The organism is Achromobacter sp. UBA5777, from assembly GCF_002418565.1.
Classification (GTDB): domain Bacteria; phylum Pseudomonadota; class Gammaproteobacteria; order Burkholderiales; family Burkholderiaceae_B; genus Achromobacter; species Achromobacter animicus.
On sequence record NZ_DIEJ01000297.1, the window covers coordinates 1 to 23,443 of the forward strand.

19 protein-coding genes are annotated in these 23,443 nt (G+C 67.1%); 9 read left to right on the forward strand and 10 right to left on the reverse strand.

Translation table 11 applies throughout. The features are described from left to right. From B3446_RS25985 to hmpA, 6 genes are all read right to left on the reverse strand, one after another. Positions 1–418 (reverse strand): AraC family ligand binding domain-containing protein (locus B3446_RS25985; RefSeq protein WP_291386801.1); only part of this gene is annotated, 418 nt, incomplete at its 3' end. Between the two features lie 20 nt (positions 419–438). Further along, on the reverse strand, positions 439–1,398 hold the full coding sequence (locus tag B3446_RS25990; protein WP_291386803.1) for a proline dehydrogenase family protein: 960 nt from the start codon (positions 1,396–1,398) through the stop codon (positions 439–441). 133 nt (positions 1,399–1,531) lie between these two features. Next, the gene (locus tag B3446_RS25995) at positions 1,532–2,440 is read right to left on the reverse strand and encodes a DMT family transporter (protein WP_191576922.1); all 909 of its coding nucleotides are present in this window, start codon (positions 2,438–2,440) and stop codon (positions 1,532–1,534) included. A 147-nt stretch (positions 2,441–2,587) separates the two neighbouring features. After that, positions 2,588–3,835: a D-amino acid dehydrogenase gene (locus B3446_RS26000; protein ID WP_291386805.1), complete on the reverse strand. Its 1,248-nt coding sequence runs from the start codon at positions 3,833–3,835 to the stop codon at positions 2,588–2,590. Between the two features lie 107 nt (positions 3,836–3,942). Next, positions 3,943–4,380 carry an Rrf2 family transcriptional regulator gene (locus tag B3446_RS26005; protein ID WP_291386807.1) on the reverse strand — a complete coding sequence of 146 codons (438 nt, stop codon included), beginning with the start codon at positions 4,378–4,380 and terminating at the stop codon, positions 3,943–3,945. A 59-nt stretch (positions 4,381–4,439) separates the two neighbouring features. Further along, positions 4,440–5,657 (reverse strand): NO-inducible flavohemoprotein, encoded by a 1,218-nt coding sequence (gene hmpA, locus B3446_RS26010; RefSeq protein WP_218343390.1) that lies wholly within the window; start codon positions 5,655–5,657, stop codon positions 4,440–4,442. Positions 5,658–5,805: 148 nt separating this feature from the next. On the opposite strand from hmpA, the gene B3446_RS26015 reads away from it, so the two are divergent. Beyond that, on the forward strand, positions 5,806–6,264 hold the full coding sequence (locus tag B3446_RS26015) for a GatB/YqeY domain-containing protein (protein WP_056569773.1): 459 nt from the start codon (positions 5,806–5,808) through the stop codon (positions 6,262–6,264). A 90-nt stretch (positions 6,265–6,354) separates the two neighbouring features. Here B3446_RS26015 and dinB read toward each other — a convergent pair whose 3' ends face one another. After that, positions 6,355–7,452, reverse strand: a complete 1,098-nt coding sequence (gene dinB / locus B3446_RS26020) for a DNA polymerase IV (RefSeq protein WP_191576944.1) — start codon at positions 7,450–7,452, stop codon at positions 6,355–6,357. Positions 7,453–7,527: 75 nt separating this feature from the next. Between dinB and B3446_RS26025 the strand changes: the two genes are divergently transcribed. After that, the gene (locus B3446_RS26025; protein WP_175124060.1) at positions 7,528–7,950 is read left to right on the forward strand and encodes a PaaI family thioesterase; all 423 of its coding nucleotides are present in this window, start codon (positions 7,528–7,530) and stop codon (positions 7,948–7,950) included. A gap of 17 nt (positions 7,951–7,967) precedes the next feature. On the opposite strand, the gene B3446_RS26030 is transcribed toward B3446_RS26025, so the two are convergent. Next, on the reverse strand, positions 7,968–8,423 hold the full coding sequence (locus tag B3446_RS26030; RefSeq protein WP_175124059.1) for a BPTD_2524 family lipoprotein: 456 nt from the start codon (positions 8,421–8,423) through the stop codon (positions 7,968–7,970). A 155-nt stretch (positions 8,424–8,578) separates the two neighbouring features. On the opposite strand from B3446_RS26030, the gene B3446_RS26035 reads away from it, so the two are divergent. Further along, the gene (locus tag B3446_RS26035; RefSeq protein WP_291386812.1) at positions 8,579–10,495 is read left to right on the forward strand and encodes a S9 family peptidase; all 1,917 of its coding nucleotides are present in this window, start codon (positions 8,579–8,581) and stop codon (positions 10,493–10,495) included. On the opposite strand, the gene B3446_RS26040 is transcribed toward B3446_RS26035, so the two are convergent. Beyond that, the gene (locus B3446_RS26040) at positions 10,485–11,714 is read right to left on the reverse strand and encodes a GGDEF domain-containing protein (protein WP_291386814.1); all 1,230 of its coding nucleotides are present in this window, start codon (positions 11,712–11,714) and stop codon (positions 10,485–10,487) included. The two genes, B3446_RS26035 and B3446_RS26040, sit on opposite strands and share 11 nt — an antisense overlap. A gap of 613 nt (positions 11,715–12,327) precedes the next feature. Between B3446_RS26040 and pgaA the strand changes: the two genes are divergently transcribed. Genes pgaA through pgaD form a run of 4 tightly spaced genes read left to right on the forward strand, consistent with a single transcriptional unit; the run spans position 12,328 to position 18,562 of the window. Beyond that, complete coding sequence (pgaA, locus tag B3446_RS26045) at positions 12,328–14,730, forward strand: poly-beta-1,6 N-acetyl-D-glucosamine export porin PgaA (protein WP_291386816.1); 2,403 nt, start codon at positions 12,328–12,330, stop codon at positions 14,728–14,730. 21 nt (positions 14,731–14,751) lie between these two features. Next, a complete protein-coding gene (pgaB, locus tag B3446_RS26050; protein ID WP_291386818.1) occupies positions 14,752–16,785 on the forward strand; it encodes a poly-beta-1,6-N-acetyl-D-glucosamine N-deacetylase PgaB in 2,034 nt (677 codons plus the stop codon). After that, on the forward strand, positions 16,782–18,119 hold the full coding sequence (gene pgaC / locus B3446_RS26055) for a poly-beta-1,6-N-acetyl-D-glucosamine synthase (RefSeq protein ID WP_291386820.1): 1,338 nt from the start codon (positions 16,782–16,784) through the stop codon (positions 18,117–18,119). Before pgaB ends, pgaC begins: the two co-directional genes overlap by 4 nt. Then, positions 18,116–18,562 (forward strand): poly-beta-1,6-N-acetyl-D-glucosamine biosynthesis protein PgaD, encoded by a 447-nt coding sequence (gene pgaD, locus B3446_RS26060; RefSeq protein WP_191576949.1) that lies wholly within the window; start codon positions 18,116–18,118, stop codon positions 18,560–18,562. The genes pgaC and pgaD overlap by 4 nt, the downstream gene beginning before the upstream one ends. A 65-nt stretch (positions 18,563–18,627) precedes the next feature. On the opposite strand, the gene B3446_RS26065 is transcribed toward pgaD, so the two are convergent. After that, complete coding sequence (locus B3446_RS26065) at positions 18,628–19,905, reverse strand: MFS transporter (protein WP_291386823.1); 1,278 nt, start codon at positions 19,903–19,905, stop codon at positions 18,628–18,630. A 184-nt stretch (positions 19,906–20,089) separates the two neighbouring features. Here B3446_RS26065 and B3446_RS26070 point away from each other — a divergent pair, with 184 nt between their 5' ends. Both B3446_RS26070 and B3446_RS26075 read left to right on the forward strand, forming a co-directional pair. Continuing rightward, the gene (locus tag B3446_RS26070) at positions 20,090–20,905 is read left to right on the forward strand and encodes an AraC family transcriptional regulator (RefSeq protein ID WP_291386824.1); all 816 of its coding nucleotides are present in this window, start codon (positions 20,090–20,092) and stop codon (positions 20,903–20,905) included. A gap of 97 nt (positions 20,906–21,002) precedes the next feature. Then, positions 21,003–23,443: penicillin-binding protein 1A (locus B3446_RS26075; protein WP_291386825.1), on the forward strand; the 2,441-nt coding region annotated here is incomplete at its 3' end.

Sequence of the window (23,443 nt, forward strand, 5' to 3'; positions counted from 1 at the left end):
CCGAAATGCGTGCGCTGCGCTCGGCGGGCGCGATCTCGCGGGGGGCCAGCGCGTCCAGCCATTGCGCGCAAAGCGCGGCGTCCGCGATCACCGGCCCCGCCAGCCGCGCACCGTGCGCGTGCAACGTCCGTTCATGGTCCCGGAACCACGCGGGATCGATGTAGACCATCCGATAGGCGAGCGCCCCCGCCGCTGTGCCGCCGGTATGCACCTGCCCGGGCGCGATGACCACCAGCTCGCCCGCGCTGGCGGCATGGGCCACGCCCTGCACGGTGAAGTCGCAGCGGCCGTGTTCGATGGCGCCGATGGACCAGGCGTCGTGGAAATGCGGCGCGTAGCGATACGCGCGCAGATCCGCGATCAGTACGTCGCCGGGCAGTCCCGCGCCGCAATGCCAGATATGTTGAGAAACCGCCATGAATTGCCAGCCATTCGCGGCTACCCAAAGTAATGCCCGTCCGCTTTCAGCGAACGGGCCAGGAGCCACGCGTTGCGAGGATTCTCCCCCACGCGGCGGATGGCATACGGCCACCAGTCCGCGCCAAACGGGAGATAGACCCTGACGTTATAGCCCAACCGGCGCAGCGCGATCTGCCAGTCCGGCCGCACGCCGTAAAGCATTTCAAATTCGAAGCTGCCGGCAGGCCAGCCGCGCTCCCGCGCCAGGTCGATGATGGCGCCGGCCAGCCGGTCGTCGTGCGTGCCGAAAACCGGGTAAAAGCCCGATTCCCGCGCCTCGCGCGACAGCATGATGGACGCCGCGTCCAGATAGGCCTGGTCGATGCGCGCGCGCCCGGCGTGGTCAAGCTCACGCTCGGGGAACGCACCCTTTACCAGCCGCAGCGAGGTGCGCTGCCGGATCGCCCACGCCAGGTCCTCCGGCGTGCGGCGGCGCCGCGCCTGCAGCGTGAGGGCGGCAGGGATGCTCGCCTCCAACAGCGTGCGATGCAGCGTGCAGGTGCGGTCGCGGATGCTGGAATCTTCCATGTCCAGCACCAGCCAGTCGCAGCCTTGGCCGCCAAAACGCTGAACCGCCGTGCCGATGCGCCGGGCATTTTCCTCGCCCAGCGTGTCATCGCGCATGTAGCCGATGGCCGTGGGATCGACGGAGACGTGCACGTCCAGGCCGGCCGCGGCCAGCGCCCGGCACGCGTCGACGGCCTGACAGACGTTGTGGTCGATTGCAGCGCGGTCCGCGACGTATGCGCCCAGATAGAAGAGCGAGGCGCGGATGCCGTGCGCCTCGCGCAGCTTCACGGCGGTCCGCACGGCCTCGTCGACATCGGCCCCGCCGACAAAACGGCGCGCCAGCGACGTCCGGGCGGCCATCGCCCGCATCATGTGGCCGACCGCCGGGCTGCGGGCCAGCGCAATCGTGGTTTTCTGGAAAATGCTCATTGCCTCACCGCGCAAAGCGGCCACTATGCGGCGGCCGGGAGCGCCTGTCTTGAACGCCCGTGAATGCCCGTCCTGGCATTGCCCACCTCCGGCGCAAGGCGGGCGACGGACTTGAGCGCCCGTGAACCCCCAGCTAGGCCTTGCCTGCCGCCAGCGCGCGTCCGGCGCCGAACAGCGGCCGCTGCACGGTCTGCGCCAGCAGCACGCCCGCGAGGGTGACCGCGCCACCCAGCAGGTGATAGCTGTGCAGGCGTTCGCGCAGCATCACGAAGGCGGCCAGCGCCGTGAAGAGCGGCAGCAGGTTGATGAAAATGCTGCAGCGGTTGGGCCCCAAACGCTGCACGCCTTCGATCCACAGATACGACAGCAACACCGACGAGAAGATGCCGGCATACAGAATGAGCGGCACCGTATTGACGTCCAGCGCCGCTTGCGCTGCCGGCACGCGCAGGTAAAGCGGGAACATGTAGATCAGCGCGAAGATGGACTGCACGAAGGTGGACTGCCAGGCGGGCACCGGCACTTTCCAGTGGCGCAGCAGCACGCCGTACAGCGCATACGACAAGGCGGCCAGCAGCATCAGGCCGTCGCCCACATGCACGCCATGCTGGAACACGCTGAGCATGTCGCCCTGCCCCACCAGATACAAAAGGCCCAGGAACGACAGCGCGCCGCCCGCGGCCATGCCGAGCGTCAGCGGATCGCGCAGGATCACCACGCTGAGCAGCATGCTGAGCAACGGAATCAGCGCTGTCAGGATGGCCATGTTGGTGGCGGTGGTGGTCTCGGCCGCCCGGTAGGACAGCGCCTGGAACACGGCCGCCGACAGCGCGCCGTACAGCGCCAGTTTGGGCCAGTGCCGCAGGATGACCCGCCGGTTGCGCCACGCCGGACGGGCCGTGAACAGCCCCATCAGGAACAGCGCCAGCAGCAGACGGTAGAAGGTGATGGCGGTGGGCGAAATGGCGCTGGCGGCCATCTTGGAGACGATGACGTTGCCCGCCCAGAACAGGATGGCGAACAACGGAAAGAGAAAAGACATGGCGATGGACTCGAAGGATGGATCGGCTCCTTCGCTGCCGCCGATTGCGGCGGCGTGCAAAGGATGATCGCTATCCTATTGAGCCGGCGTCAGCCCGTCTGCCGATGGAATGGCATCGGCTGTCGCGAAACGGACATTGCTCAGCGGTCAGGGCCTGAACGGCGCCGGATCCAGCGGCAACTCCATCCCCCCCATCTGCGCGGTCAGCAACGCCGCGCTGCCGCAGGACAAGGTGAAGCCCAACGCCCCCTGACCCACGTTCAACCAAAGATTGTCCGCCGCGGGGCTGCGGCCGATCAGCGGCTTGCCGGTAGGCGTGGCCGGGCGCAGACCCGCCCACGGAATCGCCTGCCGCAGGTCAAGCTGCGGAAAGGCTTCGAGCACCTGCTGTTTGAGCAGACTGATGCGCGCCGGGTCGATGTCGGCGTTGTTGCTGCCGATGTCCACCATGGCCGCGATCCGCAGCACGCCGCCCACGCGCGCGTAGACGATGCGCCGTTCGTAATCGGTGACGCTGATGCGCGGCGCCACGGAGTCGTCCGGCGCCAGCGGCACAGTCAGGCTGTAGCCCTTCAAGGGATAGAGCGGCACGTCGTGGCCCAGCGGACCGAGCAACGCCCGCGTGCCGATGCCGGTGGCCAGCACCACGGCATCCGCGCCGATGTCGCCGTCGCGCGTGTTGACCGCCACGATGCGGCGGCCTTCGCGCTGCAGGCCGGAGACGGGGTTGGACATGGCGCACTGCACGTTACCCATCGTTTGCAGGCGGTCGAACAGCGCTTCGGTGAACTGCCGGCAATCGCCGGCTTCTTCGCTGGGGGTGTAGATGGCGCCCGCCAGGCTGGTGCCCATGCCGGCCAGCGCGGGCTCGCGCGCCACGGCCTGGGCGGCGTCCAGCACCTGCTGGTCTGCGCCGTGCGCCGCCTGGTAGGCCACCAGCGCGCGCGCCTTTTCCAGCAGATCGGGGCTGCGGTACGCAATGAGCTTGCCGTTCTTCAGGTGGCCGAACGCCAGGTCTTCCTGTTCCAGCAGCGAGTGCATGACATCGCGGCTGAGGTAGGACAGCGTCAGCATCTGCGCGGTGGACGCCTTGGCCACCGATGCGCGGCAGGCCAGCGCGAACTGCAGGCACCAGCGCCATTGATGCGGGTCCAGCCGGGGCCGGAATCGCAGCGGCGAGTCGTGGCGCAGCAGCCATCCCGGCACGCTGGGCAGCACGCCGGGTCCGGCAAGCGGCGCCACGTAGCTGTAGCTGAGCTGGCCGCCGTTGGCATAGCTGGAGACTTCCGCCGGACGGGGCTGGCTGTCGACCAGCACCACCTCATGACCCTGGCGCGCCAGGAAATAGGCCGACGTCACACCGACCACGCCGGCGCCGATCACACAAACGCGCATACCGTTATCCAAGAAGACCGCGAACGGGCCCATTCTGTAACGGCCGCCCCCGCGCCGGCAAATGCCAAACGCCGCAGGGGCCATAACCAAACATCATGCCCGGGGCTTCAGGCCACCCGATGCAGCTTGATGATGGCGGCGGCGGTGGGTTCGCGGACCAGATCGGCCAGCGTGTAGCCATTGAGCGTGTCGTAGAACGCCTGCAGCGTATTTGCCAGCACGCCGGACAGCCGGCACACGCCGTCCAGGGCACAGGGCGGTTCGCGGCAATCGATCAGGGGGCCCTGCTGTTCGAGTTCGCGCACCAGGTCGCCCACCCGGTACTCCGTGGCGGGACGGGCGAGGCTGAGCCCGCCGCCCTTGCCGCGCGTGGTGCTGACCCAGCCGCGCTGCGACATGAAGTGCACCACCTTCACCAGATGATTGCGGGACAGGCCGAAGCGATCCGCGATCTCGGGAATCGTGACGGCGACGGGCCGGTCGCGGCATTGCGTCAGATACATCAGGACGCGCAGGCCGAAGTCGGTGAATCGGTTCAGTTGCATGGTGGGTGAGGAGCGTGGACCAGGCGGCCCGGAAACATCAGGCCGCCAGGATACACCGCTCAGGCGCCGGGGCCGCCAGTGCCGAACGCCTCGGCGTGGATGCGGTCTTCGGCCACGCCCAGCCCCAGCAACGCCTCACGCTGGGCACGCATGAAGGCCGCCGGTCCACACAGGTAGTAATCGGCGCCGGGGACGATAGCTTCATCGCGAATGGCGTGCAGGTCGACGCGCCCCGTGTGGTCGTAGTCGCGGCCGGCCTGGTCGCCGTGGCCCACCTCTTCGTAGAACACCGCCTTGCGCACGTTTGCGCGCGACGCCGTAATGTCGTTCACGTGCTCGCGCATGGCGTGCACCGAGCGGTTGCGGCAGCCGTGCACGAAACGGATCTGGCGTTCGTCGTTGGCGCGCACCAGGTGGTTCAGGATCGACACCATGGGCGTCAGGCCCACGCCGCCGCTCAGCAGCACGACGGGGGCATCGCCGTCTTCGCGTAGGTGGAAATCACCTTGCGGCGGCGCCACGTCCAGCACACCGCCCTCTTCCAGACGGTCGTGCAGCGCGTTGGACACGCGGCCCGCCGGCGTCTGATCGCCAGCCGGTTCGCGCTTGACCGAGATGCGCAGGCGATCGTGGCCCGGTGCGTCCGACAGGCTGTATTGGCGCGGTTGCATCAAGCCCAGTTCGGGCACGAACACGCGCACGGACACGTACTGACCTGGCCGGTATGCCGGCACGGTGCCGCCGTCTGCCGGCGCCAGGTAGAAAGAAGTGATTTCGGCGCTTTCGGGCTGCTTGCCCACGACGCGGAACGCGCGCCAGCCCGTCCAGCCGCCCGGCTTGTTGGCCGATTCCGCATACAGACGCGCCTCTTCGGCGATCAGCAGGTCCGCCAGTTGACCATAGGCCGCGCCCCAGGCATCGACGAGTTCGTCGGTGGCGGCGTCGCCCAGCACTTCCCGGATGGAAGCCAGCAGATGCTTGCCCACGATGGCGTAGTGTTCGGGCCGGATGCCCAGGCTGACGTGCTTGTGGACGATGCGCGTCACCACCGGCATCAGCACCGAGGGATCGTCGATGTGCTCGGCATACGCGGTCACCGCACCGGCCAGCGCATGCTGCTGCGCGCCGCCCGCCTGGTGGGCCTGGTTGAACACGTGCTTGAGTTCCGGATTGTGCTGGAACATGCGCGCGTAGAAATGCTTGGTCAGGGCGACGCCATGAACCTTCAGGACAGGGGCCGTGGCCTTGACCAGCTCGCGGATTTGGGGGCTCAACATCAACTGCTCCTTGAATGGCGAACGGGCTCGCCTTTAAACATATATTCATAATACATCTTTAAGCCCAAACAGCGAAATCGGCTTGGCGACGTCGTGCCCCGGCCCGGTTTACACTTCCCGGTTACCGCAACACCACAAAGGTTTACCGATGAGCACTGCTACGCTCAAGACCCGCTTGTCCGACGCCGTCAAGGACGCGATGCGCGCCAAGGCCAGCGAGCGACTGACCACGCTGCGTTTCCTGCTGGCCGCCGTCAAGCAGAAGGAAGTTGACGAACGCCGCGACCTGTCCGACGCCGAAATCACCGCCATCATCGAAAAACAGGTCAAGCAACGCCGCGAGTCGATCGCCGCGTTCGAGCAGGCCGGCCGCACGGAAACCGCCGAGCAGGAAAAGGGCGAACTGGCCGTGCTGCAGGAATTCCTGCCGCAGGCCGCCACCCCCGAGGAAGTGGCCGCCGCCATCGACGCCGCGCTGGCCGAAGTCGCCGCGCAAGGCGTGACGGGCGCGCCCGCGATGGGCAAGGTGATGGCTATCCTGAAGCAGAAGCTGGCCGGCCGCGCCGACATGACGGCGCTGTCGCAGCAAGTGAAGGCCCGCCTGTAAAAAGGTTGACGCCCCCACGCCGCGCACGCTTCGCGCGCTAGCTGCCCCCCGAGGGGGCTGTCTCGCCTTGGGGCGGCCCGGCGGCGAGACCTAGAACGCCCCTCCAAACAGATCCGGCTGGCGCGACTGCTCGCCCGGATCTGCGAAGTTGCTCATCCCCACCCCCGCCAGCCGGTACAGCGTGTCCGGCGGCAGTTCCACGCGTTCGCACAGCAGCCGTGCCAGCGCGGCCAGCTCCATGGCCGACGTGGGCGGCTGGGCGCAGGTCTGGCTGCGCGTCAGGATGCGGAAGCGGTCGGTCTTCAGCTTGAGCACCACCGTGCGTCCCAGGGCGCCCTTCTTCAGCGCCTGATCCCACACCTTTTCCGCCATGCGGTCCAGGGCGTCGCCCACGGCCTCCAGCCGGACGTCGTTGGAAAACGTGGTTTCGGCTGACACCTGTTGCAACGGCTGGTCGGTCTGCACCTCGCGTTCGTCGATGCCGCGCGCCAGCTCGTACAGCCGCCGGCCGTAGCGGCCGAAATAGTGCTCCAGTTCCTGCGCGCTGTGCGTGGCCAGGTCGCCCACCGTCTGGATGCCAAGCTGCTCCAGGCGCGCCTGCGTGACCTTGCCCACGCCCGGCACCTTGCGCACGGGCAAGGGTTCCAGGAATGCCAGCACCTTGTTGGGCCGGACCACAAAAATGCCGTCGGGCTTGTTCCAGTCCGACGCGATCTTGGCCAGGAATTTGTTCGGCGCCACGCCGGCCGACGCGGTCAGGCCGGTTTCCTCGCGGATCTGCTGGCGGATGACCTGCGCCACCTCGGTGGCCGATGGCAGCCCGCACTTGTTGACCGTCACATCCAGGTAGGCCTCGTCGAGCGACAAGGGTTCGATCAGGTCGGTATGGCGGGCGAAGATCTGCCGCACCTGGCGCGATACGTCGCGATAGCGGTTGAAATCGGGCGGCACGTAGATCGCGTGCGGACAGAGGCGTTCAGCCTTGATGGCCGACATGGCGGAATGGATGCCATAGCGCCGGGCTTCGTAGGACGCCGCGCACACGACCGAGCGCGGTCCGGTCCAGGCCACGACCACCGGTTTGCCGCGCAGGTCGGGATTGTCGCGCTGCTCCACGGACGCGTAGAACGCATCCATGTCCACATGCACGATTTTGCGCGCAGACTGCGCCGACGCCTGCCCCGTCATGACCTCAATCCCGTGGCAAAAACATATATTATGACCGGCGGCAATCCGCTATCCCTTCTCGCCCACGACGGTTCCATGACTGCACCCGCTTCCGCCAAAACCGACTATTTCGGCCTGACCATTCCCTTCATGAGTTTCATCGGCCTGGTGCCGGAAAGCATCGCGCCCGCCTATGCCCGCACGACGCTGCCGTGGCGCGAAGACCTGACCAACAGCCGCGGCGACGTGCACGGCGGCACGTTGATGAGCGTGCTGGACTTCACCCTGAGCGCCGCCGCGCGCGGCTCCGCGGACGCCACCGAGGGCATGGCCACCATCGACATGAACACCACGTTCCTGTCTCCCGGCACGGGCGATCTGGTCATCGAAGCGCGCTGCCTGCGCCGCGGCGCGTCCATTGCCTTCTGTGAGGGCGACATCCGCCGCGCCGACGGCGAACTGGTGGCGCGCGCCACCGCCACCTTCAAGATCATCCGCCGCCGTCCCGGCGGCGACTGACCTTTTTCCGTCCTGCCTTATTTCGGCAGGTCGCGCGTCGGCTTGACTGGCGGGCGCGGATCCAGCGGCATGTACGTGCTGCACGACACCAGCCCGTAATACACCGCGTCCTGCATCGCGCGCATGGCAGCGGGGTCCCACGTGCCCTTGCCCCACATCACGATGCGCACGTCCGTGGACTTCGGCCCCTCGGACTTCAGGTCAACGCGCGACATCTCGCGATCGGAATACGGCGCCAGCACGCGCACCACACCGGATTGCGCGCTTTCGTTCAGGTCGGAAACGACGCGGTAGGCGTTGTCGGTGCTGCGCAGGCACGCGTTGGACTGGCGGATGACCGCATCGTAGGCGTCCTTGAACGCCACCGGCGCCTTGAATTCGCTGTGCGGCGACGCGCTGTCCGGCGAGATGCCGAGCGAGCAGCCGGCCAGCCCCAGGGCCAGCGCCGAGGCCGCGACCAGATTCCTGTACATGTAAATCTCCAGAAGAAGTGCCGCGATTATCCCGCAAACCGCCTGGCGGCATAAGTGGCGCCGGATCTGTGGGCCCGGTTCGACACCCCTCGCACGGCTATGGCATTATCGACCAGCCTATTTGCAACGCGGATCGACATCACGGAGGTTTCCCCTTGTTCTCATTTCTGCGCACCGTCCTGGCGGCCGGCATCGTCGGCGCCTCCCTGGGTGCCTGCGCCACGCAGCCGCCTCCCCGCGCCTATCCCCTGAAAGATTTCTTCCGCAATCCTGAGCGCGGCTATTTCCGGCTGTCCGACGACGGCCAGACGCTCTCGTTCATGCAGCCCACCAGCGTGGACGGCAACCCCGCCCGCATGAACATCTACGTGCAGCCGCTGCAAGGCAGCCAGCTCGTGGGCGAGCCGCGCCAGCTCACCAGCGAGACCGCGCGCGACATCAGCGGCTATTTCTGGAAAGGCCCGGACGTGGTGCTGTACCAGAAGGACTTTGGCGGCGACGAAAACTTCCACGTCCTGGCCGTCAACGCCAAAACCGGCAAGATCACGGACCTGACCCCGTACGAGGGCGTGCGCGCCGGCATCGAGGACGACCTGGAAGACGACCCCGACCACGTGCTGATCAGCCACAACCAGCGCAACCCCGAGGTCTTCGACGTCTACCGCGTCAACGTCCACACCGGCGCGGCCGTGCTGGTGGCGCAGAATCCGGGCAACATCGTCGGCTGGCAGACCGACCACGCTGGCAAGGTGCGCGCCGCCGTCGCCAGCGACGGGCTGAACACCACCCTGCTCTACCGCGACGACGAAGCATCCGACTTCCGCCCGCTCATCACCACCGACTACCGCACCAGCGTCAGCCCCGCATTCTTCACGTTCGACGACAAGAAGTTCTACGCGCTGAGCAATCGCAATCGCGACAAGCTCTCGCTGGTCGTCATCGACCCGGCCACGCCGGACGCCGAGGATGTCATCTTCACGCCCGAGGCCGTCGACCTGGACGGCGCCGCGTTCTCGCGCAAGCGCCGCGTGCTGACCGTGGCGTCCTACCAGACCGACAAGCCGCAATACAAGTTCTTCGATGCGGAAACCGAAGCGCTGTACAAGACGCTTGCCGATCTCCTGCCGGGCTACGACGTCGTCATCCAGGGCGGCAACCGCGACGAGAACAAATTCATCGTGGCGGCCTACAACGACCGCACGCCCGGCGCGCGCTACATCTACGACGCCGTGGCTGGCACGCTGACCAAGCTGGCGGACCTGAACCCGGCCATCCCCGAGGCCGACATGTCGCGGGTGCAGCCCATCAGCTATCAGAGCCGCGACGGCCGGACCATCCACGGTTACCTCACGCTGCCCGCCGGCCGCGACCCCAAGAACCTGGCCTGCGTCGTCAATCCGCACGGCGGCCCGTGGGCCCGCGACGGCTGGGGCTACAACCCCGAAGTGCAATTCCTGGCCAACCGCGGCTTCTGCGTGCTGCAGATGAACTTCCGCGGATCCACCGGTTACGGCCGCGACTTCTGGGAAGCCGGCTTCGGGGAATGGGGCCTGAAGATGCAGGACGACATCACCGACGGCGTGCAATGGCTGGTCGAGCAAGGCATCGCCGACCCCAAGCGCATCGGCATCTATGGCGCCAGCTACGGCGGCTACGCCACGCTGGCCGGCGTGGCCTTCACGCCGGACCTGTACGCCGCGGCCGTGGACTACGTGGGCGTATCGAACCTCTTCACGTTCATGAAGTCCATTCCGCCGTACTGGAAACCCATGCTGGACAAGATGCAGGACATGGTGGGCGACCCGGTGCGCGACCGCGACCGCCTGACTGCGACTTCGCCGGCGCTGCACGCGGACAAGATCAAGACGCCGCTGTTCGTCGCGCAGGGCGCCAAGGATCCGCGCGTGAACAAGGACGAGAGCGACCAGATGGTGTCAGCACTCAAGGCCCGCGGTGTGGACGTGGAATACATGGTCAAGGACAACGAAGGCCACGGCTTTCACAACGACGAGAACAAGTTCGAGTTCTACGAGGCCATGGAGAAGTTCCTGACGGAACACCTCAAGCCGTAGTCCCTGCGGTTTCCGCTTCCAGGGCATTCGCGGCGGCCGGCAGGCCGCCGCTTGTCTTGACGACGCCGCGGCCGCTCCAGGCCATTTCCACGCGGTCTCGCCCCTGCTCCTTGGCCCGGTACAACGCCACGTCCGCCCGCGCCAGGATCACGTCGGCGCTGTCGCCCGGCTGATAGGACGCCAGACCGCCGCTGGTGGTCAGCTGCACCTCCAGTCCTTGCAGGTATAGCGGCATGTCGCGCAAGGCGTCGCACACGCGCTGCGCCTGCACCAGCGCGCTCGCCGGATCGCAGTCGTACATCAGCAGCACAAACTCCTCGCCGCCCAGGCGGCCGAAGCGATCGCTCGACCGGACCGCATTCTGCACCACGCGCGCAAAGTGACGCAGCGCGGTGTCGCCGCCCGCATGGCCGTAGCGGTCGTTGATGGATTTGAAGTGATCGATGTCCAGCACCAGCACAGCGAGTTTGCCGCCCGTGCGCTCACAGCGCTGCAGCTCGTGTTCAAGCTCGTCCATGATGCTGCGTCGCGAATAGGCTTGCGTCAGACTGTCGAACGTCAGCGCCGCCTGCATCTTTTCCGCCTGGCTGGTCTGGATCATGAAGAGCAGCGCCAGGAAGAGTCCGGGCACCGTGACCGAGCCGCACACAATAAAAAAGAGGCTCCACGCCGACGGCTGAAGCAGCGACACCGGCGTCTCCACGCCCGCGCCGTAGACATATCCGCGCAGCGCATGCAACGCCACCACCCCGAAAAATGCCAGCAGCAGATACAGCACGACGCCTTTCGTCTTGATCCGCCTGCGCTGCCGGAAGATAACGGCGCCGGTCGCTGCCATCAGCACGCAGGTGTAGACGGAATACAGCACCATCCGCCACACCAGGCTGTCGCTGCGGTACAGCAGCAGGGCAAAGCCGAACGTGCACAGTGAGCACAACAAGGTGGTGCGCAGGATATGCGGATGCATGCCGAAGAACTGGCGCACGCCGATGTACACCAGCGCGGCTGAACAGGCCCAGGCGGCGTTGGACACCATTACATAGGCGGCGGGCGGGATCATTTCGGCCGACGCGTAGGCCAGCAGGGACAGCACGGCCAGCGCGTTGGCCGCCATGAAGGCCGGCACCCCGTCGACGCCGCGGACGTGAAAGGGAAGCAGCAACGGCAACGCCAACGCCGTGGCCAGGCCCCACATCAGGAAAAACAAGCTAGTCGTCATGGTTCGCTCGGGCTCAGGCTTGTCGGCCCGCCCCGCCGTTGGGACTGCAGTTGCACTGGGTTCGCGCAAGCAAAGCGCGTTACACGTCAGCATTCTTGATGCTTTTTGTTACGAGAATGGCGAAAGGACGCGCGTGACGTTTGCCCTGCTGGGCAACGCGCGTCCGTCCGTCCAGAACCTTTACCGCCGCGCCAAGACGATTGCACGGCCTGCGACGAGAGAATACGCCAAGGCGCCTTCGCCGTGACGCCCCCTTTGCAGTAATTGACAGTTAACCCGCGCAATTTTCCGTAAAGTTCCATCCGTCGACGGCGCAGCATAAGCGCCGCGATCACGCCCCACGGGCGTGGCGCGTACTAGCCATGCACTCCGATTACGCGAGTGCGAAGGTCCCCGTAGCGGGCGCCGCGCAAGTCCCAATCAAACGTTCATTTCCGCGCTGCAGGCGCCTGGTTCGCCTGCGGCCGCCTTTGCCGGGTGCTCGCGCCCGTCCGGCGTGGCGGAGCCATGGACGCCCCGAATTGCCACTGCGGATGTCATACAGATGCCAATCGAACGAACCAGGCGGTCAAACGCCGTTGGACCCAGACTGAACTTGATGGCGGCCAGCGCAATGCTCGCGCCCGTGCTGGCGCTGGCCGCCCCGACAAGCCACTACGACGCGCTGATCGAGCGCGCTCGCGCCGGCGACTACGAACCTGCGCTGGAAATGCTGCGCGCACAGGGCAGCGCCGCGGGCGTGCGGCCTATTTACGACCGGATCGTCATCGCCGGCTGGGCGGGCAAGCCTGACGAAGCCATCGTCGCGTACGAGACGCTCCCGGCCGGCGGCGTGCCGCCGGCCAACGTCCAGTTGGCGGTGGCGCGGGCTTACCGTGACCTGCAACGCTGGCCGCAGGCGCTCGAGAGCTACCGCAAGGGCCTGCGCCGCCATCCTGGCGAAGCCGCCTTCGCGGCGGGCGAGATCATGACGCTGGCGGACGCCGGGCAATTTTCCGCGGCAATCGCCGCAGGCGAGAAACGCATCGCCCGCCAGCCGCGCGACGCCGACGCCCGCCTGGCCGTCAGCTACGTCTACGCACGGCAGTCCCAGCCGTTTGAAGCCCTGCATCAGGCCGATCAGGCACTGACGCTGGCCCCCGCCACGCCCTACGTGCTACGCGAATACATCCGGGCGCTCCAGGGGGCCCGCATGGCCGACGTGGCGCTGGACTGGGCGCGTCGCCATGAAACGCTGTTTACCCCCGCCCAGATGCGCGCCCTGCAGGCCGACGCGCTGGCGCAAGAGGCGCGGCTGGCGGCCATGCCCGCGCGCGGCGAGGCCGAACGGTTTGCCATCGCCGACCGCGCGCTGGCCGGCTACGACGCCGCGATTGCCGATTGGCGCAAACTGGGCGACGAGGCCCGCGCCGACGTCCTGCGCGCCCGCATCGACCGCCTGCACGCTCTGCACGCCCGGGTGCAGATGCAGATGCTGATCCAGGAATACGAGGCGCTGCTGGCCGAGGGCGTCGACGTGCCGCGCTACGCGCTGAGCGACGTCGCCTCCGCCTATCTGTACCTGCGCCAGCCTGAGCGCGCCCGCGACCTCTACCGGCAGGTGGCCGCCAGCGACAGCGCGCCCGGCGACGATCCGGCGCAGCGTCTGGCCACGCAGACCGGCCTGTACTACGCGCTGGCCGAAGGCGAACAGTTCGACGAAACGCCCCCGATCACGGACGCCGTCCAGGCCGGCTACGCCCCCTGGCTTTACTACAAGGGCCAGGCCACGCGCATGCCCAACGACCTGAACCTGGAAAGCCGCCAAACGCTGGCCGCCACGCACCTTCAGGCCGACGACACCATCGAGGCCCACCAGCGCCTGGCGCAGATGGTGCAGCAGGCGCCCAACAATTCCGCGCTGCGCAGCGATCTGGCCACCGTCCACCGCGCCCGCTCGCAACCACGAGCCTCGGAAATCGAACTGAAGCTGGCGGAGACGCTGGCGCCGCGCGACCTGGCGGTGGAGAACGGCCAGGGCTTCACGGCGATGGACCTGCAGGAATGGCGCCAGGCCGAAGCGCTTTCCGCCGACACGCTGACCCGCTCGCCCGAAAACCTGACCAGCCGGCGGCTGGCCCGCGAGTGGGAGGTCCACCGCAAGGCCGAACTGCGCATCACCGGCTATCGCGGCCTGGCCTCGGACAGTCCGGTCACCGGCAATGGCGATTTCGGCATCGACGCCGTGCTGTATTCCCCGCCCATGGGCTACGACTGGCGCGTCTTTGGCGGCGGCGGCTACGCATCGGGTGACTTCGAGGAAGGCCGCGGCATCTACCGCTGGCTGCGCACCGGCGTGGAGTGGCGCGTGCGCGATCTGACGGTGGAAGGCGAAGTCTCCACCAACGACTACGGCCACGGCGTCAAGCCCGGTGCGCGCTTGTCCGCCGCCTACGACCTGAACGACCACTGGCAGGTGGGCGGCTCGGCCGAAATCCTGTCGCGCGACACGCCGCTGCGCGCGCTGACCAACGATGTCTCGTCCAACGGCCTGTCGGTGTACGTGCGCTGGCGTGCCGACGAGCGGCGCGAATGGACCTTGTCGGCCGCCCCGTCCCGTTTCAGCGACGGCAACACCCGTTGGGCATTCGGACTGACCGGCCGCGAGCGCGTCTACACCGCGCCGCACCTGAAGGCCGCCCTGGAATTGGGCCTGTTCACTCAGCACAACAACCGCGACGACGCGCCCTACTTCAACCCCAGCGCCGACTTCCTGGCCGTGCCTGGCGTGCGGCTGACGCACACCCTGCACCGGCGCTACGAAACCGCGTGGGAACAGATCGGTACGCTGGGCGCCGGCACTTACAGCCAGCAGGGCTACGGCACGGGCGGCGTCGTGGCGCTGGGCTACGGCCAACGCTACCGCGCGAACGACGTGCTGGACATGGGTTTCATGGTCACCGGCACCAGCCGGCCCTACGACGGCGAGCGCGAGCGTGAACTGCGCGTCGTCTTCGACCTTGCCTACCGCTTCTGACCTGGTTTTTCCGGAAACGACATGATGCTCAAACTGCATACCCGGCTGCTCCTGGCCGGCATCCTGTTCCTCATGATCCTGGCGCTGACGGCCTGCGCCAAGGACATCCCCGTCTACACGCCGCCCGCCGAACGCCCGGTCGCGGCCATCGACAAACCGTGGGTCAATGGCCAGTTCCTGGCGCTGGCCTATCACGACGTCGAAGACGATGACCCCGATCAGGCCTTTCTCAGCGTGCGCACGGACCGGCTCGCTGAACAGCTGGCCTGGCTGCGCGCCAATCGCTATCAGGCCGTGTCGGTGGATCAGATCCTGGCCGCCCGGCAAGGCGGCAAGCCGCTGCCCGACCGCGCTGTGCTGCTGTCGTTCGACGACGGCTATCGCAGCTTCCATACCCGCGTGCTGCCCATCCTGAAAGCCTACGGATGGCCGGCGCTGCTGGCGCCCGTGGGCGTCTGGATGGACACCCCGTCCGACCGCCCGGTGGATTTCGGCGGCACGCCCGAGGCCCGCAACCGCTTTTTGAACTGGGATGAGATCCGCGAGATCTCGCGCTCCGGGTTGGTGGAAATCGCCGCGCACACGGACGCCTCGCACTACGGCGCGCTGGCCAATCCGCAGGGCAACACCGAGCCGGCCGCCGCCATCCGCGCCTTTGATGCGCGCACCGGCCAGTACGAAACCGAGGCGCAGTTCGACGCCCGCATGGGCCGCGACGTGGCCGCCATCACGGAAAAGATCCGCGCGGCCACCGGCAAGAAGCCCCGCGTATGGGTCTGGCCCTATGGCGCGGAAGGCGGCTCCACGCTGCCCATCACCGCCGAGAACGGCTACGAGATGGCGCTGACGCTGGAAGACGGACCCGGGCGCCTGTCCCGCCTGATGTCCACGCCGCGCATGCTGCTGGCCAGCGATCCGGCGCTCAAGTCCTTTGCCAACAGCGTGGTGGACATGGAGGCCGACCCCTTCATGCGCGTCGCGCACATCGATCTGGACTACGTCTACGACCCGGACCCGGAACAGACCGACCGCAACCTGGGCGTGCTGGTGCAGCGCATTCTGGACATGCAGATCAACACGGTGTTCCTGCAGGCCTATTCCGACCCGCAGGGCGATGGGCTGGTGAAGTCGCTGTACTTCCCGAACCGCTGGCTGCCGATGCGCGCGGACCTCTTCAACCGTGCCGCCTGGCAACTGCACAACCGCGCCAACGTGATGGTGTACGCGTGGATGCCCGTGCTGGCCTTCGACATGGACCCGGCCTTGCCGCGCGTCGAGCGCTGGGATCCGGACACCGGACAGGTGGCGCCCGACCCGGACCAGTACCGCCGCCTGTCGCCCTTTGACGCCACCGTGCGCGCGCGCATCGGCGATCTGTACGAAGACCTGGCGCGCCAGGCGATCTTCGACGGCATCCTGTTCCACGACGACGCGCTGCTGTCGGACTTCGAGGACGCCAGCCCCGCCGCGCTGGCCGCGTACCGCGCGGCGGGGTTGCCGGGCAGCATCGCGGAACTTCGTGCGGATCCGGAAACGATGCAGCGCTGGACCCGCTACAAAAGCCGCCATCTGGTGGACTTCACCATGGCGCTCGCAGAAAAGGTGCGCGCCGTGCGTGGGCCGCAGATCAAGACGGCGCGCAACATCTACGCCCAGCCCATCCTGAATCCGGAAAGCGAAACCTGGTTCGCGCAGAACCTGGACGACTTTCTGGCCGCGTACGACTGGACCGCGCCGATGGCGATGCCGCTGATGGAGAACGTGGCGCCCGGCAAGGAAAACGCGTGGCTGGACGAACTGGTCGACACCGTCGCCCGGCGGCCCGGCGCGCTGTCCAGGACCGTGTTCGAACTGCAAAGCCGCGACTGGCGCACCGGCCCCGATCGCCCAGACGCCACGCCCGTGGACACGGACGTGCTGGCCGGCTGGATGCGCCGCCTGCAACTGCGCGGCGCCCGCAGCTTCGGCTACTACCCCGACGACTTCTCGCAAGACCAGCCCCGGTTGCAAGGCATCCGGCCCGCCATCTCCGAAGCCTGGTATCCCCTCCAATGACTGATCGATTGATTGCCCTGCTGATTCTCTGCGCGGTGCTCGGCGCGCCGTTTGGATTCACCCTGATGCTGACCGGCGAAGCGCTGCTGGGCTTCGTGTTCTTCTATCCGCTGTTCATGTCCGGCATGTGGATGGCGGGCGGCATCTACTTCTGGTGGCACTGGGAGCGCCACTGGGCGTGGGGGCCTGAGCGCACCCCTCCAGAACTGGCCGGCTCGCCGCTGGTATCGATTCTGGTGCCGTGCTTCAACGAAGCCGATAACGGCGAAGAAACCCTGCTGGCGGCCCTGAACCAGAACTATCCGCACATCGAAGTCATCGCTATCAACGACGGGTCGACCGACGGCACGGCCGCGCTGCTGGACCGCATGGCCGCTGAACACTCGCGCCTGCGCGTCGTGCATCTGGCGCAGAACCAGGGCAAGGCCATGGCGCTGCGCATGGGCGCACTGGCGGCCCGCAGCGAATACCTGGTGTGCATCGACGGCGACGCCCTGCTCGACCCCGATGCCGCCGCGTATCTGGTGGCGCCGCTGATCGACAACCCGCGCGTCGGCGCCGTCACCGGCAACCCGCGCATCCGCACCCGCTCCACGCTGATCGGGCGCATCCAGGTCGGGGAGTTCTCCTCGATCATCGGACTCATCAAACGCACCCAGCGCGTGTACGGGCAAGTGTTCACGGTGTCCGGCGTCGTCGCGGCCTTCCGCCGCGTGGCGCTGGACCGCGCGGGCTACTGGAGCCTGGACATGATCACCGAGGACATCGACATCAGCTGGAAACTGCAGCGCGACCACTGGTCCATCTTTTACGAACCGCGCGGGCTGTGCTGGATCCTGATGCCCGAGACCCTGCGCGGACTGTGGAAGCAGCGGCTGCGCTGGGCGCAGGGCGGCGCGGAGGTCTTCCTGAAGAACCTGCGGTCGATCTGGAACTGGCGCCACCGCCGGCTGTGGCCGCTGATGGCCGAGTTCTGCCTGTCGACCGCCTGGGCGTTCGCGTTCGGGTTGTCGGTGGTGCTGTGGCTGGTCAGCCAGGTCGTCGCGCTGCCCAACAACATGCAGATCGCCAGCCTGCTGCCGCCGGCCTTCACCGGCATGATGCTGGCGGTCGTGTGCCTGCTGCAGTTCGCCGTCAGCATTCTGATCGACCGCCGCTATGAGCCGGGCCTGGCGCGCGCGCTCTATTGGGTTATCTGGTATCCCCTGGCCTACTGGATGGTGAGTCTCTTCACCACGCTGGTCAGTTTCCCCAAGGTCATGCTGCGCAAGCAGGCCCAGCGCGCCCGCTGGACCAGCCCCGACCGCGGCATCAAATCACCGGAGGCATCATGATCATCACCACGCAACGCTCGCGCGCGGGCTATCTGTTCGACTTTGCGCTGACCGCCTTCGGCTGGTTCGCGTTCGTCTACCTGTTTGGCGCCGGCATCCTGGCCATTCTGCGCGGGGCCGCCAGCGGCCCGGACGCGCCGCTGCTGCCCGTCTTTCTGCCGACGGTGCAGACCTTGTGGGGTTATGCCGTGCTGGCCGTGGTCAACGCGGCGGTTCTGGTGGCGTGGGCCGTGTACAACCACCGCCGCTTCGGCGGCAAGGACCGCCGCAAGCCGATCCGCCCGCTGACCGACCAGCGCCTGGCCAAGAGCTTTGAAGTCAGCGCCGACCAGTTGACGCAACTGCGCGCCACCCGCGTCGCCGTGATCCACCACGGCAGCGCGGGGCAGATCGACGGCATCGAGCACCGCCTGCCGCGCCTGCACTCATTGCGGGCGGGCTGACGGGACGGCTGAAACCCGGCGGAGCATGGCCGGCGACTGGCGCCGGCCCCTTCTCGCCGCTGTGCCTACACCCGCCGCATCTTCGGCAACAGAATCGCCACTACACCCAGCAGCGGCAGATACGCACACAGCTGATAGACGTAGCCGATGCTGGTGGCGTCGGCCACCCTGCCCAGCACCGCGGCGCCCAGCCCGCCCATGCCGAAGGCAAAGCCGAAGAACAGGCCCGCGATCATGCCCACCTTGCCCGGAACCAGCTCCTGGGCATAGACCACGATCGCGGAGAAGGCCGACGCCAGCACCACGCCGATGATGACGACGAGCACGCCCGTCCAGAAGAGATTCGCGTGCGGCAGCATCAGCGTGAAAGGCGCCACGCCCAGGATCGACACCCAGATCACGATCTTGCGGCCGATGCGGTCGCCCACCGGTCCGCCCACCACGGTGCCCACCGCGACGGCGGCCAGGAACAGGAAGAGATACAACTGCGCCTCGCGCACCGACAGCGCGAACTTGTCGATCAGGTAGAAGGTGAAGTAGCTGTTCAGACTGGCCAAGTAGAAGTATTTCGAGAACACCAGCACGCCCAGCACCCCCAACGCCCCCAGCACCTGATTGCGCGTCAACCCATTGCCCGCGCCCTCGCGCCGCGCGCGCGGCTTGAGCAGCACGCGGTTGGCGCCATACCAGCGCCCGATCCACATCAGCACCACAATGCCGAACAGCGCCGCCAGCGAGAACCACGCCACGCTGCCCTGCCCGTGCGGAATGATGAACAGCGCGGCCAAGAGGGGCCCCAGCGCCGATCCCACATTGCCGCCCACCTGGAACAGCGACTGCGCCAGCCCGTGCCGCCCGCCCGACGCCATGCGCGCCACGCGTGACGATTCGGGGTGAAACACCGACGAGCCCGTGCCCACCAGCACCGCCGCCACCAGCAACCAGCCAAACGACGGCGCCATCGACAGCATCAACAGGCCCACCAGCGTGAAGCCCATGCCCACGGGCAGCGAATACGGCTTGGGGTTCCGATCGGTATAGAAACCGATGAATGGCTGGAGCAGCGACGCGGCAAGCTGGTAGACCAGCGTGATCAGCCCGATCTGCGTGAACGTCAGGCTGAACGAGTCCTTGAGCATGGGATAGATGGCGAGCAGGATCGACTGGATCATGTCGTTCATCAGGTGCGCCACGCTGATCGCGCCCAGCACCTTGAAAGCGGTGGAGGGATCGGAGGCGGCGGGCGATCCCGCGGCGGGCGACCCCGCGGCGGGTGGGGCGGGGGCGGGTGCGGCCGAGGTCGAGGCAGACAGGCCGGCAGCGGGATTCTGGGCGGAGTTCATGAGTCGCACAAAGAAAATGGACAAGCCGGCCACATGCCGGAACCAGGCATCAGTGTAGAAATCCGGCGCCGGCGCGATCTGCCAATTTTCGTCGAGAAAGTGACAACCGCTGTGCCAACACAATGGCAGAATAGGCGTCATGCGCTTTCGGGCGCCCTCTCATCCTTTTGTCGGAAGTGACACCATGGTCGTCCGCCCTCCCTCCGATCCCACCCGCAGCATCAACGCGCAGGACTACCAGCATCGTCCGCGCGTCGTCACGGCGATGGCCAAGGAATTTTCCCCCGGCGCACAGACCGGACCCCATACCCACCCTCGCGCCCAACTCATTTATGCCGTCGAAGGCGTGATGCGCGTCACCACGCCCAGCGGCTTCTGGGCCCTGCCGCCGTTGCGCGCGCTGTGGGTGCCGGCGGGCGTGCCGCACGGCGTCGACATGGTTGGCGCGGTCTCGATGCGTTCCCTTTACATTCAGGCCGACGCCTCCCGGGACTACTGGCCCGAGTGCCAGGTAATCGAGGTCAGCGGCCTGCTGCGCGAACTGATCCTGGCGCTGACGGCCGAGCCCATCGACTATCCGCTCGGGGGACGGGTCGAACAGATCGCGGGGTTGATCCTGGCCGAACTGGCCGCTGCGCGCATCGTGCCCATCCAGATCCCCTGGCCGCGCGACCGGCGCCTGCAAGCCATCTGCACGGCCATCCTGGACCGGCCCGGCCTGCAACGCGGCATCGAGGACTGGGGCAGCGAAGTCGGCGCCAGTGCGCGCACGCTGATCCGGTTGTTTCAATCCGAACTAGGCCTGAATTACCGACAGTGGGTGCAGCAGGTGCGGCTGGCCGACGCGGTATGCCGGCTGTCGATGGGCGTGCCAGTGGCGCGCATTGCAGCGGACCTCGGCTACCGCAGCGCCAGTGCCTTCTCCGCCATGTTTCATCGGGCACTCGGCGCGCCACCCCAGCGCTACCTGCAATCCGTCCCCGGCGCCTCGCTGACCTGAACAAAAGCTGAATATCCGCTCGCATGGGCAGATTTCGTTACCGAAACCTTATTGCGCCCTGGGCGGTCTATAGCGTTCTGCCCTAGAATCGCCTGCAATGAGCAATCCCCAGCAATCCTCCGCCAACCCGGGCGGCAAATCGGGCCTCCCCTGGAAACCTCTCCTGGTCAAAGCGGGCATCGCCGCCGCCGGCGCAGCCGTGTGCGGCGCCGTCGTGCTTGGCCTCGCGCTGGCCCTGGCGTGGCCCAGCCTGCCCGACCTGCACGCGATGACCGACTACCGGCCGCGCGTGCCCCTGCGCATCTACACCGCGGACAAGGTGCTCATCGGCGAATACGGCGAAGAGCACCGCAACGTGCTGCGTTTCGACGAAATCCCCCCGGTGATGCGGCAAGCGGTTCTGGCGGCCGAGGACGACCGTTTCTACAGCCACGGCGGCGTCGACTGGATGGGCGTCGCGCGCGCCGTGCTGACCAACATCGTGAAGGGCTCCAAGTCCCAAGGCGGCAGCACGATCACCATGCAGGTCGCGCGCAATTTCTATCTGTCGTCGGAAAAGACGTATTCGCGCAAGTTCTATGAACTGCTGCTGACGTTCAAGATCGAATCCGAGCTCACCAAGGACCAGATCCTCGAGCTCTACATGAACCAGATCTACCTGGGCCATCGCGCCTATGGTTTCGCGGCCGCCTCGCGAACCTATCTGGGCAAGCCGCTGTCGGAGGTCACGCCCGCCGAGGCCGCCATGCTGGCCGGCATTCCGAAGGCGCCCTCGCGTTTCAATCCGATCACCAATTACCCGCGCGCCGAGATCCGCCAGCATTACGTGCTGGGCCGCATGAAGACGCTGGGCTACCTGACGCCGGAGCAGACCGACGAAGCCCTGCAACAGCGCATCACGATCCGCGGCGCGGACGGCAGCAGCACGCGCGGCTTTGCGGTGCACGGCGACTATCCGGCAGAACTGGCCCGCCAGCTGATGTATGGCGTGTTCCAGGAGAACACCTACTCGTCGGGGATCGACGTCTACACCACGATCGATTCCAAGGCGCAGGAAGCGGCTTACCGCGCCGTGCGCGACGGCATCATCGACTACACCCGCCGCGCCGTTTATCCGGGCCCGGAAGACCAGGTCGAGCTGCCCGACGGCGTGGAACAGGACCCCCAGGCGCTCGACGAGATCCTGGACGGCGTGCAGGAAAAGTCGCCTGACAGCGAAGACCTGCTTGCCGCCGTCGTGCTGGCCGCCAGCCCCACCGAAGTCACCGTGGCGCGCAGCGGGCGCGACATCATCACCATTTCGGACAAGAAGGCCCTGGCGGTCGTCGCCCGCGCGCTCAATCCCAAGGCCAGCGATACCCAGCGCATCCGGCGCGGTTCGGTGGTCTACATCCACAAGAACGGCGACAACTGGGAAATCATCAACATGCCGGCGCTGCAGGCCGCGCTGGTGTCGATGGTGCCGCAGGATGGCGCCATCCGCGCCATGATCGGCGGCTTCGACTTCAACCGCGGCCACTTCAACCGCGTCACGCAGGCATGGCGCCAGCCGGGCTCGAACATCAAGCCGTTCGTCTATGCGGCCGCCCTGGAGCGGGGCTTGACGCCCGCCACGCAGATCTCCGATCAGCCCTTCATGCTGACGGCCGAGCAGACCGGTTCCAAGGCTTGGCAGCCCAAGAACGACGGCAACAAGTACGAACCCATGCTGACCCTGCGCCAGGGGTTGATGCGCTCCAAGAACATGGTGTCGATCCGCATCCTGCAGGCGATTTCGCCGCAGTACGCGCAGGACTACCTGACGCGCTTCGGCTTCGATAAATCCCGCTGGCCGGCCGTGCTGCCGCTGGCGCTGGGTGCGGGCGGCGCGACGCCGCTGCAGGTTGTCAATGGCTACAGCGTGTTTGCCAACGGCGGCTACCGTGTCACGCCCTACCTCATCGACCACGTCACGGACCGCTCCGGCAACGTGCTGATGAAGACCCAGCCCGTCGTGGCAGGTGACGCGCAGGCGCGCGCCATCGACCCGCGCACGGCCTGGGTCATGGACGACATCCTGCGCGACGTCACGGTCAACGGCACCGCCGCCCGCGCGCATCAGGTGCTCAAGCGCAACGACATCGGCGGCAAGACCGGCACCACGAACGATGCCGTCGACGTCTGGTTCTCGGGTTTCACGCAGACGCTGGCCACCACCGTCTGGATGGGCTTTGACCAACCCAAGTCGTTGGGCACCAACGAGTTCGGCAGCGGCCTGGCACTCTCCACCTGGCTCGACTACATGCAGCCGGTACTTAAAGACGTGCCGCAAGCCAAGCCGGCGCCGCGCCCGGACGGCCTGCTGGTGGACAACGGCGAATACTATTTCTCCGAATTCCCGCCCGGCCAGGCGGTGGCCTCGCTGGACCTGTCTTCCGGCGACGCGCTGACCGACTTCCTGAACAACAACCGCTCGACCGACGGCGTCGACACCTCGGTCAAGCCGCTGCCTCCCGGCGGCGCCGCGGCTCCCGGAGGCAGTCCGATCCAGCCGCCGCT

Bases quoted from the DNA above. Each gene is read 5' to 3' on its own strand.
- B3446_RS25990 (WP_291386803.1), bottom strand. From the start codon at position 1,398: ATGAGCATTTTCCAGAAAACCACGATTGCGCTGGCCCGCAGCCCGGCG.
- dinB (WP_191576944.1), bottom strand. From the start codon at position 7,452: ATGACGGGGCAGGCGTCGGCGCAGTCTGCGCGCAAAATCGTGCATGTG.
- B3446_RS26065 (WP_291386823.1), bottom strand. From the start codon at position 19,905: ATGAACTCCGCCCAGAATCCCGCTGCCGGCCTGTCTGCCTCGACCTCG.
- B3446_RS26025 (WP_175124060.1), top strand. From the start codon at position 7,528: ATGACTGCACCCGCTTCCGCCAAAACCGACTATTTCGGCCTGACCATT.
- B3446_RS26040 (WP_291386814.1), bottom strand. From the start codon at position 11,714: ATGACGACTAGCTTGTTTTTCCTGATGTGGGGCCTGGCCACGGCGTTG.
- pgaC (WP_291386820.1), top strand. From the start codon at position 16,782: ATGACTGATCGATTGATTGCCCTGCTGATTCTCTGCGCGGTGCTCGGC.
- pgaA (WP_291386816.1), top strand. From the start codon at position 12,328: ATGCTCGCGCCCGTGCTGGCGCTGGCCGCCCCGACAAGCCACTACGAC.
- B3446_RS26015 (WP_056569773.1), top strand. From the start codon at position 5,806: ATGAGCACTGCTACGCTCAAGACCCGCTTGTCCGACGCCGTCAAGGAC.
- pgaD (WP_191576949.1), top strand. From the start codon at position 18,116: ATGATCATCACCACGCAACGCTCGCGCGCGGGCTATCTGTTCGACTTT.
- pgaB (WP_291386818.1), top strand. From the start codon at position 14,752: ATGATGCTCAAACTGCATACCCGGCTGCTCCTGGCCGGCATCCTGTTC.
- B3446_RS26000 (WP_291386805.1), bottom strand. From the start codon at position 3,835: ATGCGCGTTTGTGTGATCGGCGCCGGCGTGGTCGGTGTGACGTCGGCC.
- B3446_RS26005 (WP_291386807.1), bottom strand. From the start codon at position 4,380: ATGCAACTGAACCGATTCACCGACTTCGGCCTGCGCGTCCTGATGTAT.
- B3446_RS26070 (WP_291386824.1), top strand. From the start codon at position 20,090: ATGGTCGTCCGCCCTCCCTCCGATCCCACCCGCAGCATCAACGCGCAG.
- B3446_RS26030 (WP_175124059.1), bottom strand. From the start codon at position 8,423: ATGTACAGGAATCTGGTCGCGGCCTCGGCGCTGGCCCTGGGGCTGGCC.
- hmpA (WP_218343390.1), bottom strand. From the start codon at position 5,657: ATGTTGAGCCCCCAAATCCGCGAGCTGGTCAAGGCCACGGCCCCTGTC.
- B3446_RS25995 (WP_191576922.1), bottom strand. From the start codon at position 2,440: ATGTCTTTTCTCTTTCCGTTGTTCGCCATCCTGTTCTGGGCGGGCAAC.